Here is a 13,461-nt window from a genome sequence, read left to right as displayed (position 1 = left end):
AAAAATGTATATTCGCTTAGCATCACAAAATGGTGTATTCAGATTACAGCCAATTCAACGACAAAACGATACAGAATTAGATATTGCGATCGCTGACCTTGAGAAAAGGGGATTTATTTTGGTGAGACGTGGTAAAACACCTAGTCAATATAGTTGTGATAAAACATACCGACGAGCTTGGGCGGTTATGGAAAAATATATGTATTAGTATAAAAAAACAATTAAAAGGATCACTTGTTTAAAAGTGACCCTTTTATGGAAATATGGAAGAGGTTTTGTAAAGTTAAATCACTTTACGCTTTATTCTATGATAGGGAAGTGAACTTAATTAGCCGTGCGCCTGTATGATTGATAAAAAAAGCCGCAGCTAGTACAAGCGCTGCGACTAGATAAGCTCTCTTATATTGGGTGACACCATTACTATAGCATAAGAAAATTGGAGGATGATAAAAAAATTGCATCTGGAATCTTGAATAGTAGTGAATTTGTTGCGTTACGAGCAAAGTAGGAAAGTTTAACTACAATATCTTAATTAAATTCGGAAGTGAAGTCGAGGATGATAAGATTTTAGATTTAATAAGAATTCTATCTATCATAATCAAAAAAAATGAATTAAACCAGAATATTTTAGGTTATGTCCAATTTAATTAGGAGATCTTGAGCGCTCACTTTTTATGGAAGTAAGAATATTTAATGAAGCTCGAACAAAAATTGTAAGAGACTTAGGTTTTAACGTGAAATTCTACCACTAGATTTGATGAAAGATAGAGCCCTCCACAAAATATAAATTCCAATCTAATTGCACTGGATATTACAAATTTGAAAGCGAATATTTTTTGCTGGACATGGAAGTAATGAATTTTAATGGAGTAAGCATGTGTTTAATAACGTTTATTTGGATTATTCTCCCAATTTTTGTAAAACAACTGAATTTTTTATTTTCTTAATTCCACACTTCACCTCGATATTATTTCAAAAAAACAATTTCCAACAAACCCTTACATACCAATGGATTTAGCGGTATAATAGCATTTAGAGGTGATAGAAATGTTTGTATCAGAAACAACAGTAGACATCCGTTATGCGGAGACGGATCAAATGGGTGTGGTGTACCATGCGAATTATTTGATTTGGTGTGAGATTGGTCGCTCAAAAATTTTAAAAGACCTCGGCTATAACTATGCAGAGCTAGAAGAGAGCGGCTATTTGTCACCAGTAATGGACTTTTCAATTCAATATAAGGCGGCGATGCGTTACGGTCAGACAGCGACTGTTCGCACGTGGATCGAGGCGCATACAAAACTACGTACGACATACGGCTATGAAATTTTACACGAGGATGGAACGATTGCGGCAACAGCTACATCCGAGCACATTCTTGTGAAGAAGGAAAATTTCCGCCCGGTTTCATTAAAGAAAATCAATCCTGATTGGGATGCAAAATATGTAGAGATTGCACGTACTTAGTAAACTCCAAAAACAATAACCATATGCAAAACCCCATCTCGCTAAGTAGTGCGAAATGGGGTTTTACAATATATGAAGTCCAAAACTATAACATCTACCTACCACACTCGAATCGATTGCGCTACTTCATACGTTTCATCGATGTATTTCGCAATGGCTTTTTGGTCCTCTGAAATATTCATAAGTGTTGCACTTAACTCTTCAATAGTTGCCGTGCTTTCTTCAATGATGGCGGCAAATTCATTTGTACTCATGTGAATCGCTTCACTGTTCGCAGAAATTATCTGGACATCATGCGTGAATGCAGCTTGATTTTAATGCATAACTTAAGAATGCTATTTCACGCAATACTTACTCGTTCATTTAAACCCGAGTTGTTACTTTCTAACGACGTGAAATCTTGGTATAATGGAAGCTATGACTATTATGAAAAGGAGGGTGTTCATGGTACAGAAAACAATGACATATGAGCAAACGCGTTGTCACATTTTATTGACAAACACCGCGCGTGAAGCGTTGAAGCAGCATGTTCCAGATGAACACGCCTTTTTTAATTTCCAGCAATATTTCATCGTGCATATTGAGAAGGTTTCAGTGGATGACGAGCAAATGAATGTCACACTTTATTTTGATAATGAAAAAAATAATGTTTTGAAGCAAAAGTTTAATGAACGTGTCGTCATTATGGATTGTGTGTTTGATACGAAAAATGGACTCGTAGCAAAAAGCTTCAGAACGCGCGGCAAGGGGACACCGGTCGCAACGAATCGACGAGCAGCAATGCAAATTCATTTTGTGCCATCACGAATTAGCGGTCATACATATAAGGAAAATTTCACTCAAATGCTTGCCGCATTACCGATTGCTCAGGAGCGATTTGACTATGTCAATAAACGAATTTCGAGCTGGGAAGGGTATTTAAAAGTACAAAATAAAAACGCAGACATTGAAGATATTCATGCCCGTTTTTCGACTGTTATGTATAATGCCGCCTTTTCACATATGACGATGCGTCTTGCCAATGTGGACAAAAAACAGTGGCAGCAGCTAAAAGGACTCAGTGCACGCCTACGTGGCTACGTACAGGAAATTGGCGAAGTGGTAAAGGTTAATCGTGCAGAACAAACAGTCGAAATCGAGTTAAAACCATTTAACGCGCAATTAGCCCGAAAAAATGAATTGCATTTTCAATCTGAGGATGTTTCGTTTTCGAATGCCTCGACGAAATCTCAGCTAAAGCGCTTATTAAAAGGCTTTGAGCGGTTAAAAGAGGGCTTAGCGGCCAATGCCAATCTCGAAACGATTTTATTTGAAGACAAGCCTGTTTTAGCAGAGCGTAAAAAAACGGTGGAGCTCGAATTTCATAATCGTTTAAATGAATTCCAGCAAGCAGCTGTTGCAGGAGCGTTCAGCGCGGAAGATTTATACGTCATCCAAGGCCCGCCTGGAACCGGAAAAACAACGGTTATCTCAGAGATTTGCTATCAAAATGCAAAGGCCGGATTAAAAACGCTTGTAGCCTCCCAATCCAATTTAGCGGTCGATAATGCGCTTAGTCGTTTACTTTCGAATCAGGACATTCGTATATTACGTTATGGTCGAACGGAAAGTATTGAAGAGGAAGGGAAAAAATTCATCGAGGAAAATGTCGCCTCTTATTGGCAAAAGCAAACGTTTGAAGCGATTTCGAGTGAAATTTCCTTGCATGCAACAAAAGAGCAATTACTAACCGACAATATTCAAACGTTTGAAGAGGAAATCGCTGTTCTCCAGCAAAAACAGCTGGAACTTCAGCAACAAATCAAGCAAAAAGAAGCAGCCGAAGCAGAACTGCATGTATTAGCAGAAAAAATCTCGGCGTTAAAAAAAGAGTTAACGGTTTGCAATAAAGCTCTTGATGAAACCGAGCGCACATTAGAAAAATTACAGCAAACGCATACGCCGCTAATTGACATCGTTCTAGGATTAGCCACACAGCTCGAACAAGGTAAAACGACAACTGCCTTACAGGAAGAATTACAGCAACTACACGAGGTAAAAAACACCCTTACCGAGCAGCTGCATTTTTCAAAAGAAACACTCCAGCTCCAACAGCTTGAAGTGAAACAGCAGCACCTCTCACAAGCACTTGAACGAGAGCAGGAAACGGCCAATTATGAATCACTAATCGACAAAATTGCAGCATTAAAAAAAGTCGTTCAAATTGAAGAATTCATGGAGCAATACAATATTCGCCGCAATTATGCGATGGACCGATTGTTATCGGCTCTAGAACGGACTCAACCAGAGATGGAGCAGTACAAGCCAATTAAGGACGTATACGAGCGTGTTGAAAAGGCAATCAAGTACAGTGAAACTGCACTCGCGATTCACGTGACACCGCTCAGTTTACCGATGAACCATACGTATTCTTTAGCAGAAGTAAGTGAGTTTTTAACAAAGCTCAGCATGGCATTTCGGGACAAAAAGGTGAATGCAACGAACGGGACACGCTCGATTCAAGGGCTCCATTTACGCAAGCAATACCTCGATCAGCTAAATGAAAAATATATGGATGCCATTCGTGAAACAGTGCTCATTTTTGAAAAGCTAAAGGAAGAAATCATTACCCAGTTCAAAGAGCAAAATAGTGAAAAAGCACAAAGATTACAGACGTTACAGCAGGAGCACGAAAAAATCTCCGTGCAAATGAAGACGATACAAGATGCGATTCCCGCTAATTTTACGGCTGACATACCAATAGATGCATTAAAAGAACAATTCGCGCAAAATGAGCTGGAGCAAGTGAAAACAGAAACGCAAATCGGCAATCGTGAAAAGCTTGAGGCACAGCATACGAAAAAAGCACAGGAACTCGATGTGCTTACAGAGCAAATCACGCTTGGTAAGGAAACACTAGAACAGCATACGATCCAATTTAAAGAAATTAATGTACAAGGTGTTCAGCTTGAAAAACGCCGAGCGGAACTTGAACAATTGACGCGGTCAAATCCTGAACAAGCGCTGGCACAAACGACCGAAGCATTGAATATATGCAATGAAGAAATTATTGGTTTACGCTTAAAAATCGACATACTGCCCGTTACGCAACAGCTTCAAACGGAGTGGCATAGCTTATTAGCACAAGCGAACAGTCATGATTTAGACGAAATCCGAAAATTATACGTAAAGCATGCAAATGTTATCGGGACAACATGCGTCGCTTCTGCAAACAAGGAATTCATGGACAATTATCCAACGTTTGATGTTGTGATCATTGATGAAGTTTCCAAAGCGACCCCACCCGAGCTACTTTTACCGATGCTCAAGGGCGCAAAAATTATCCTAGTAGGGGATCACCATCAACTACCACCACTTGTAGGCGACGAAACGTTTGAAGAAACATTAGAGCAAGTTGTAAAGGAAAGTACAACATTTGAACAAAAACGCGAGCTTGAAAAATTGCTTGAGGAATCGTTATTCGAACGTTTGTATAAAAATTTACCGAAGCAAAATAAGACGATGCTCGCAATCCAGTACCGGATGCATGAAAATATTATGGCGACGATTGCGCCGTTTTATAAAAATGAAAATGAAGCACTTCAATGCGGGTTAGAAGATTCCGATCAATTACGGGACCATTATTTAGAAACCGATTTAGTGAAACGTGAAAACCATTTAATGTGGCTTGATATTCCAAATGACAAGCAGCATTTTGAGGAACGTATGAAAGAGGGCGCCAGCTTATTTAATGCAAGTGAGCTCGAGCAAATTAAACAGCAGCTTATCGCAATGAATGAAGCAACGGCTAGTGCCAAACAGCAAGGACTCATTGAAGAAGACGCATTAAAGTCTGTTGGTGTTATTTCCTTCTACGCAGAGCAAGTGAAGCGGATTAATCGTTTAATTGAACAGGAAATTTCTGTTCCCCATTTGCATATCCGTACAGGCTCTGTCGATAAATTCCAAGGAATGGAGATGGATGTCATCATCGTTAGCATGGTGCGTAATCATGCAAACGAGCGCGGAGATATTGGCTTTGCGAAAGATTATCGCCGTTTAAATGTTGCCTTATCTCGTGCACGTGAACTGCTCATGCTCATCGGTAGTGCCACGATGTTTACGAAACGTCCGAAGCAGGAAAAAACGAAAGCAATGTACACACATTTACTTGAAACCGTTAAACAGCAGGGTGGCTACCATTCGATGTAACTTGTTTCAATGCCAAGTACGCACGTAGAAAGGAGCGAAAAAATGGATTTACACGCATTCCAAGAACAGTTAGCAAAACAGCTCTTGCAAAATCCAAACATAGAAATCAAAAAGCAAATGCAATATTCCATTCCCGTTCATACATTGGAAGTGAGCTATCATCCCGTTGTACGCAATGCGATGGATATTTTAATGAAAATGATGTTGCTATCCTTTCAAAAGGCAAAACTGCAAAGCGCTGCGATTTTAGCGGATATTTTATTAGTTGAGCCGCTTTTTATTCACGATTTAACAAATAAAATGCTGCACCTTCAAATGATTGAAAAGGAAGAGTATTTCACATTAACAGCAAAAGGGCTTGCACAATTACAGTCTGGCATTTTTGAAGAAGAATTACCGCTCGTTTCGCGTCAATTGCAATATAGCGCGTTGCATAAAGACATTTTACAAGGGGATATCGAGGCATTATTGGATATCGAACAGTTTCCTGACAGTTTCCCTTACATGGAGTCAGAGGAAATCGGGGAACTTGAGGAATCGAAGTTAATCGAGCAATTGCAAGCGCTCGAACAATCCAACGAACTTGCGGAAGACGAAGTGCAAACATTTATTACGTCCATCCATGGAACCGAATCCATTCAAATTAATGATGTACCCTTGCTGTGCTTTGTCCTTTACGATCTAACAGAGGAACGGCATGATATACAAGTGTATAACACATTAACAAATGAATGGGATGCACAAGTAGCGTCCGTTCTCTTTACACATGAAAAAGAGAACTGGCAAAAGAGCTAAAAGAACACATTTTTAAGAATTATTGCAAAACTCCTAATTCCATGTTACAATTTTTAACAATTAAATAGTCTTATCAAGAGAAGCGGAGGGGTACGTTTTAAAAATCCAGTCGTACCAATGGTTTGATCCACTTGATAAGAAGCGGAGAAAAATTGAATTTATTTATTATTAATAATGCACTTCTTATTGTCTATTAAAATTAGACAATGGAGGTGCATTTTTTGTGCTTTTAAAATTTGCATATGACGATTTTATCGCTGATCGTAAGTTTAAAATTACGACTCAGGCAAATATTAGTACTTACAAATATGTCGTTAAGCCATTTGTTGATTATTGCCTTGAAGAGGGCGCAATTAATATTGAGGATGTTACTCGTATCCACTTAAAGCAATTCCTGATAATTAATCAGCAAAAAAATAAGAAGCCGCATACCATCAATACGATTATTTTAAGGGTTAGAGCCTTTTTTAATTATTTGGAAGAAGAAGAAGGGATAATCATTGCGGCATTAACATAAACAATAGTCGCACGTTGTTCAGTGACATACTAAACCCAAGCAGAGGCTTAGCGTTATTTTTATTGCCTTAATTCAAAATATTATAAAAAATTTAACCTTTGCATTATATATTAAAAGTGGGGAAATAAGTTTTGAAGAGTTACAGCTGACGGATCGCCGTGTGTGATGAAAGTCGCCTGCACGGTGAAGGCTCGTTATAAAACCGAGATATAGAGAAGGTATAAGACCGGAATAGCATAAATGCAACTGCTCTAAATGCCATGTATCAAAACGCAATCAATCGATTAGCGCTATTTTTTTGGATGATTTTAAGTTTAACTTTCGCTTCTATAATTACCAAATAATTATTTTTATGTTAAATTATAACAAACTCTCGTATAATGTATGGTGTGGAGAAATATTATGACACCATACAATTAAGAATCTACTTTTGCTGAATTTTGGATATGTAAATATTTCTATTCCCCATTTGATGATAGCTAAAAGAAAATAGGAGGAGATTGAAATGAAAAACACACAAACATTTAAAACATTAGTAACAAGTATGGTATTAGCATCAGGAATTTTTGTATCAACTTCAGCAGATGCCAACGCTGCTAAAGCTTTTACAGACTTAAGCAATAATGGGATACATACAGAAGCAGTAAATTATTTAAACAGCATTAACGCATTTGATTTCAAAGTTGGAAATCAAATAAACGGTAAAGAACCGGTTACGCGCGCTGAGGTAAGTGCTATCCTTTACTCTATGAGCAAAGTTCAATTAAGTACAGTACGTACTTACAACAATAACTTTAAAGATGTGAATGCAAACACTCAATATGCTGATGCAATTATTTGGAGCTATGAGGTTGGTATTTTCGGTGGAGACAACAAAAACAACTTTAACCCAAATGGTAAATTAACACGTGCTGAAATGTCAAAGATTTTAGTTAACGCTTTTAAATTACAAAGTGCTGGTAAATCAACATTTAAAGATATTAAGACTAACCACTGGGCTTACAAGTACATTAATATCTTAGCTTCAAACGAAGTATCTAAAGGTGATGGTAAAGGCAACTACTTACCTAAAAACAATGTAACTACAAATGAACTATCTAGCTTCATTTTCCGTATTTTGAATGGTAATGTAGTTGTTGAAACACCATCTACAAAACCAGAAACTTCTAAACCTCCTGTTTCAAACAGTGGTTCTGGCGAGTTTAAATCATTTGGAGATATTAAAAATATTATGACAAATCTTTACAATGATCCTTCCAAAGATTTTAAAGAAACAATCGTTTACACTAAAACTGATATGGAAGAACAGTTAATTAATTATCATTTTAATTCAGCTGACTTTAGTCAAGAAGTAAAGGGTTACACTTGGTATGGTCGTACTTTTCAAACAAGTAGCGAGAAAGTGAGTGAAGGTAAATATAAAGTAACACTCTACGTTTTCAATAATCGTAATGCAGAACAGCATTCTGCATGGGTTAAACGTATGGATAAAGCTGAAAAAGCCATTGTAGATAATTACAAATTAGAAACTGATTATGATGTGATATACGCTATTAATGATTTTATAGGTTCTAATATTTCTTACGGGACTGATATTCCTAGTGATAATCCATACATGGTTAGGGGAGAAGAGAACACAACTTGTAACGGTTATACAGATTTTGCAGCAGAGTTATATAAACGTTTTGGTATTGAATCTCGATTAGTGCAAGGAACAGAAAAACACACAGGCTTTGCCCATTCTTGGAATGCGGTAAAAGTTGGTGGTAACTGGTATTACTCAGATGCTACTGGTTATGATTCTGCAGATCAGAAAAATGAAAAGTATTTATTAATGACTAATGCCGAGGGTTCTACACCAATGAACACTAATTTTAAAGTATCAAATGTTGAGTTCAACCAGAGCATGGCAAAACCTTACACATACAAAAAATAATACAACTAATAGATACTAGAAACACGCATAGCACTTCACATTAATTTGTGGAGTGTTTTTTATTTTACCTAGAAAGAGAGGTCAGCATATGGAAAACAGAGTTGGAAAACTAGAAACAGATGTATCAGACATTAAAACTCGACTAGCGGTCGCTGAGAGTAATATTAAGGATGTTAAAGAGGACATCGGATCAATTAAAGAGGATACACGCTGGAGATGATTAATGAGTTACAAAAGTAAGTTGATGCTAAATTAGACGTAGAAAAGGTACGTACAGTTAATACACATCATAAGCATTCATGGGAATGGTTATATAAAGAAGCTAAATTATCAGTTGGAACTAATCCGCAGAATTTCATGACGAGAGAACAGTTTGCAAGTTTATTACATAGGTATCATGTTAAATTTGTGGCTAAAAAGTAATCATCTAATAAGAAAAGTAGTCCTAGCATCCCACTTCTCATTTCCAAAAGTATGAGTTTATTATGATTTTTACATAGTTACAATAAGAAGTGGAATTAATAAGTAATAAATTGAACTCCCCCATAAATTTAAAATTATCTGTAGCGGGAAAGCTGTATTAGCAATGATTTCTAAATTTTTAAGAATTATTGCAAAATTCCTAATTCCATGTTACGATGTTTAACAATTAAATATTCTTATCAAGAGAAGCGGAGGGGATTGGCCCGATGATGCTTCAGCAACCTCTAATTTGTATTAGAAAGGTGCTACTTCCAGCAAGGGTTTTCCCTTGAAAGATAAGAGCGAACTTAGGGTCTCTCATTCTTTTTCTGGAATGAGGGATTTTTTTTCAAACTTCTTTCAGCAGAAATTTCCCACCTATATAGGTTGTGTGAAAAACGTGGATTTTAAGATACTATTCAGTGGGTTTCAAAAATCTGCTGAAAGAAAGCCTCCGGCGGATGTCACGGAATTAGAAGGAGTTCTTTGCGCAAGCGCAAAGCCGATTCTGGACGCAATTATGCCGAGGCATAATTGATAAAAAATAGAGAAATTGGGGGAACGAGCATGCCTATTAATATTCCGAAACAACTACCAGCAGGGGCGTTATTGCGACAAGAGAAAATTTTCGTCATGGAGGAAGACCGCGCGAAAACGCAGCAAATTCGTCCGCTGAATATCTTAGTATTTAATTTAATGCCTGAAAAAGAAAAAACGGAGCTTCAACTTTTACGCTTACTTGGGAATACACCATTGCAAGTGGATGTTACATTTCTAAATACAGCCACATACGAATCAAAAAATGTTTCGAAATCTCATTTAGACACGTTTTATCAAACATTCGACGAAATCAAGCACCGCCGTTATGACGGGCTCATTATTACAGGTGCACCAGTTGAAAAGATGGAATTTGAAGAGGTTGGCTATTGGAATGAAATTAAGGATGTTATGGACTGGGCAGATCAAAACGTCACGTCCATCATGCATATTTGTTGGGGGGCACAAGCGGCGTTATACCACCACTTCGACATTGGAAAATTTGAATTACCGAAAAAATGCTCGGGCATTTATTCGCATGTCATTACCGATTTAACCGTGGATTTAGTACGTGGTTTCAGCGATTATTATGTCGCACCACATTCGCGTCATACATCGGTTTCGATCGAGGAAGTTCGTGCCCATCCAGAATTGCGCTTGCTAAGCTATTCAGATGATGCTGGCGTATTTATCGTTCAATCCAAAAATAACAAGCACATTATGATTACTGGTCATTTAGAGTACGATGCAACGACGCTGTCAGATGAGTATTTCCGTGATATTGAGAAGAATCCGGAAGATACAGAAATACCGGTTAATTACTTCCCAAATAATGATCCACAAAAAGAACCGCAAAATACTTGGCGCGCGCATTCACATTTACTGTTTTATAATTGGTTGAACTATTACGTATACCAAGAAACACCATATGAATGGCATTTTGTTAATGATGCATTAGAATATCATATATAATAAAAAAACCGTCTGAAACATTGATAACTCAACATTTCAGATGGTTTTTTATTGCGTATCGTAAAAATTTTATGCAAAAAGAATGAATTTCCATTTCATTTTTCTTCACAAGTTCGTTATACTTAAAATCGATGTGAAGCAATCAATAACGCCTTGGCGTAATTGCGTCCAGATTTTTTTCAAGCGTGCTTGAAAACTCCAAAGAAGTGGAAGACTTCTGCTGAAGCAAGTTAATACCTAGGTAGGGATTCGTTTATGATTCAATTAAAAAACGTTAGTAAAAAATTTAATCAAGAAATGGCCATTCATGACGTATCGATTTCCATTCAAAAAGGGGAAATTTACGGATTAATCGGTCCTAGTGGTGCAGGGAAATCAACGTTGCTACGTACGATGAATTTATTAGAACGTCCAACTACTGGAGAAATATTAATAGAAGGACAAAACTTAATGCATTTATCGAATGGAAATCTGCGTGAAGCGCGGAAATCGATTGGCATGATTTTTCAGCAATTTAACCTCGTTGCAAATCAATCTGTCTTTAAAAATATCGAAATCGCCTTACAACTTGCGAATTACCCAAAAAGCGAGCGGCAATCCAGAGTAGAGGAATGCTTACGGTTTGTTGGTTTAGAAGCAATGCAGCATAAATACCCTGCACAACTGAGTGGTGGTCAAAAGCAGCGTGTTGCCATAGCTCGTGCCATTGCAAACAATCCAACTATATTGTTATGCGATGAGCCGACCTCATCACTCGACCCTTCGACAACAAATGAGATTTTATCGGTTCTCCAGTCAATCAATCAAACGTTTGGCGTGACAATTGTTATCGTAAGTCATGAAATGGATGTCATTAAGAGTATTTGTACCCGTGTAAGTGTGCTTTCAGATGGACAATTATATGATACAATCGACATTACGCCGACAGGTATTCATTCCATTGAAGCCCATCCACAGTCGTTTGTAGATGCGTTACGAATGGGGGACGAATAATATGCCTGATGTGCTCATTCAATATCAAACAGAAATTGTACAAGCCATTTTAGAAACATTGATTATGGTTGGTGCTTCTATAATAGCTGCTGTTGTCGTCGGCTTACCAGTCGGGACGTTGCTATTTTTATGTCAAAAAGGACGTGTATTAGAGAACAAATGGGTGCATACTATACTCAATTTGCTCGTCAACATTATTCGCTCGTTCCCGTTTTTATTATTAGTCGTCTTTTTAATTCCATTTACACGTTGGCTCGTCGGCACAGCCATTGGTACTACTGCGGCAATTGTCCCGCTTGCTATTATCGCGATTGCTCACTACTCACGTCTTGTTGAACAATCGTTACTTGATGTACCTAAAGGGGTCATAGAAGCTGCAATTTCGATGGGTGCTTCAGTAAACGCTATCATTTTTAAGTTTTTATTTGTAGAAGCACGCTCTGGACTTGTACTCGGCTTGACTACTTCGACGATTAGTTTTATTTCGTATTCAACGATTATGGGCGTCGTAGGTGGTGGTGGCATTGGAGACTTTGCCATCCGCTATGGTTATCAGCAATTCCAAACGGATCTTATGATGTATATGATCATCATTATGATACTTCTTGTACAGCTCATTCAAATCATTGGCATGACTGTGGCAAGAAAAATAGACAAAAGATAGGTAAGGAGCATTCAAATGAAGAAATACTTGTTAGTTGTTACCGCGCTATTCGTCCTTGTTTTAGCCGCTTGTGGTGACAAGAAAGAAAAAGAAGTCGATACATCATCACCATCATCAGAAAAAACGGTTTTAAAAGTGGCATCACTTATTCCACCGATGACCGAAATTCTAGAACAAACGAAACCGCTTTTAGCAAAGGATAACATTGAGCTTGAAATCGTTATTTTAAGTGATAATGTGCAACCAAATGCCGCTTTAGCAGCAAAAGAAGTCGATGCAAACTTTTTCCAGCACCAATTTTATATGCAAGAATATAATCGCAATAACAATACTGATTTAGTTGCGATTCAAGAAATTTATTACCCGAACTTTGGGATTTACGCGAAAAACTATGATTCATGGGATGCTTTACCTGAGGGGGCTTCTATTGCCATCGCTAACGACGCATCAAATATCGACCGTACTTTACAGCTATTAGCCCAAAATGATGCGATCAAACTAAAAGAAAAATCAGGTCCATATTATACATTAAAGGACATTACGACAAACGTGAAAAATCTGCAATTTAAAGAAGTTGATTTGTTAATGCTAGCACGTATGTATGATGAGGCGGATGCGGTTGTTATGTATCCATCTTATGCAGCACCACTTGGCTTAACACCAACAGAGGATGCGATTTTAACTGAAGGCGAAGGAAATGAATTTGCCATTCAATTAGTAACGCGTGAAGAAAATCAAAATGACGAAGCAATTCAAAAATTAAAAGAAGCGATGACAAGCGATACTGTTCGCCAATTTTTAGAGAAAAATTATAAAGAAACGGCAACACCAGCGTTTTAGGTAAATCCCAAAATCTGTGACATCCACTGAATGAAAATAAGAGCTGAGACGAATCGAAACATAATGTAGTAGGCTATACTACTTATC

Annotated in this window: 12 protein-coding genes and 1 riboswitch; of the genes, 11 read left to right on the top strand and 1 reads right to left on the bottom strand. The window is 37.6% G+C overall.

Annotated features, from left to right (window positions below; all coding sequences use genetic code 11):
* Positions 1 to 4 precede the first annotated feature (4 nt).
* Entirely contained in the window at positions 5 to 208 is a 204-nt protein-coding gene (locus CSE16_RS09800; protein WP_099423730.1) for a hypothetical protein, read from the top strand.
* Positions 209 to 1,047: 839 nt separating this feature from the next.
* Complete coding sequence (locus CSE16_RS09795; RefSeq protein ID WP_099423729.1) at positions 1,048 to 1,467, top strand: acyl-CoA thioesterase; 420 nt, start codon at positions 1,048 to 1,050, stop codon at positions 1,465 to 1,467.
* A gap of 98 nt (positions 1,468 to 1,565) precedes the next feature.
* On the opposite strand, the gene CSE16_RS21340 is transcribed toward CSE16_RS09795, so the two are convergent.
* A complete protein-coding gene (locus CSE16_RS21340; RefSeq protein ID WP_157764781.1) occupies positions 1,566 to 1,721 on the bottom strand; it encodes a hypothetical protein in 156 nt (51 codons plus the stop codon).
* A 190-nt stretch (positions 1,722 to 1,911) separates the two neighbouring features.
* Between CSE16_RS21340 and CSE16_RS09790 the strand changes: the two genes are divergently transcribed.
* The 9 genes from CSE16_RS09790 to CSE16_RS09750 all read left to right on the top strand — a co-directional run bounded on the left by CSE16_RS09790 (position 1,912) and on the right by CSE16_RS09750 (position 13,374).
* Positions 1,912 to 5,658, top strand: a complete 3,747-nt coding sequence (locus tag CSE16_RS09790; RefSeq protein WP_099423728.1) for an AAA domain-containing protein — start codon at positions 1,912 to 1,914, stop codon at positions 5,656 to 5,658.
* A gap of 42 nt (positions 5,659 to 5,700) precedes the next feature.
* Positions 5,701 to 6,453, top strand: a complete 753-nt coding sequence (locus CSE16_RS09785; RefSeq protein WP_099423727.1) for a nucleoside-diphosphate sugar epimerase — start codon at positions 5,701 to 5,703, stop codon at positions 6,451 to 6,453.
* Between the two features lie 223 nt (positions 6,454 to 6,676).
* Positions 6,677 to 6,970: a site-specific integrase gene (locus CSE16_RS09780; RefSeq protein WP_099423726.1), complete on the top strand. Its 294-nt coding sequence runs from the start codon at positions 6,677 to 6,679 to the stop codon at positions 6,968 to 6,970.
* A 505-nt stretch (positions 6,971 to 7,475) separates the two neighbouring features.
* Positions 7,476 to 8,906, top strand: a complete 1,431-nt coding sequence (locus CSE16_RS09775; protein ID WP_099423725.1) for an S-layer homology domain-containing protein — start codon at positions 7,476 to 7,478, stop codon at positions 8,904 to 8,906.
* An 88-nt stretch (positions 8,907 to 8,994) separates the two neighbouring features.
* Positions 8,995 to 9,126, top strand: a complete 132-nt coding sequence (locus tag CSE16_RS09770; protein WP_216641136.1) for a hemolysin XhlA family protein — start codon at positions 8,995 to 8,997, stop codon at positions 9,124 to 9,126.
* Positions 9,127 to 9,562: 436 nt separating this feature from the next.
* Positions 9,563 to 9,671, top strand: a riboswitch (SAM riboswitch).
* 264 nt (positions 9,672 to 9,935) lie between these two features.
* The gene (metA, locus tag CSE16_RS09765; protein WP_099423724.1) at positions 9,936 to 10,877 is read left to right on the top strand and encodes a homoserine O-acetyltransferase MetA; all 942 of its coding nucleotides are present in this window, start codon (positions 9,936 to 9,938) and stop codon (positions 10,875 to 10,877) included.
* Between the two features lie 255 nt (positions 10,878 to 11,132).
* Positions 11,133 to 11,870 carry a methionine ABC transporter ATP-binding protein gene (locus CSE16_RS09760; RefSeq protein WP_099423723.1) on the top strand — a complete coding sequence of 246 codons (738 nt, stop codon included), beginning with the start codon at positions 11,133 to 11,135 and terminating at the stop codon, positions 11,868 to 11,870.
* A 1-nt stretch (position 11,871) separates the two neighbouring features.
* Positions 11,872 to 12,534, top strand: a complete 663-nt coding sequence (locus CSE16_RS09755; RefSeq protein ID WP_099423722.1) for a methionine ABC transporter permease — start codon at positions 11,872 to 11,874, stop codon at positions 12,532 to 12,534.
* Positions 12,535 to 12,549: 15 nt separating this feature from the next.
* A complete protein-coding gene (locus CSE16_RS09750; protein ID WP_099423721.1) occupies positions 12,550 to 13,374 on the top strand; it encodes a MetQ/NlpA family ABC transporter substrate-binding protein in 825 nt (274 codons plus the stop codon).
* Positions 13,375 to 13,461: the final 87 nt, after the last annotated feature.

The sequence above is a fragment of the Solibacillus sp. R5-41 genome, from assembly GCF_002736105.1.
Classification (GTDB): domain Bacteria; phylum Bacillota; class Bacilli; order Bacillales_A; family Planococcaceae; genus Solibacillus.
This window is presented reverse-complemented; position numbering and strand designations above follow the sequence as displayed.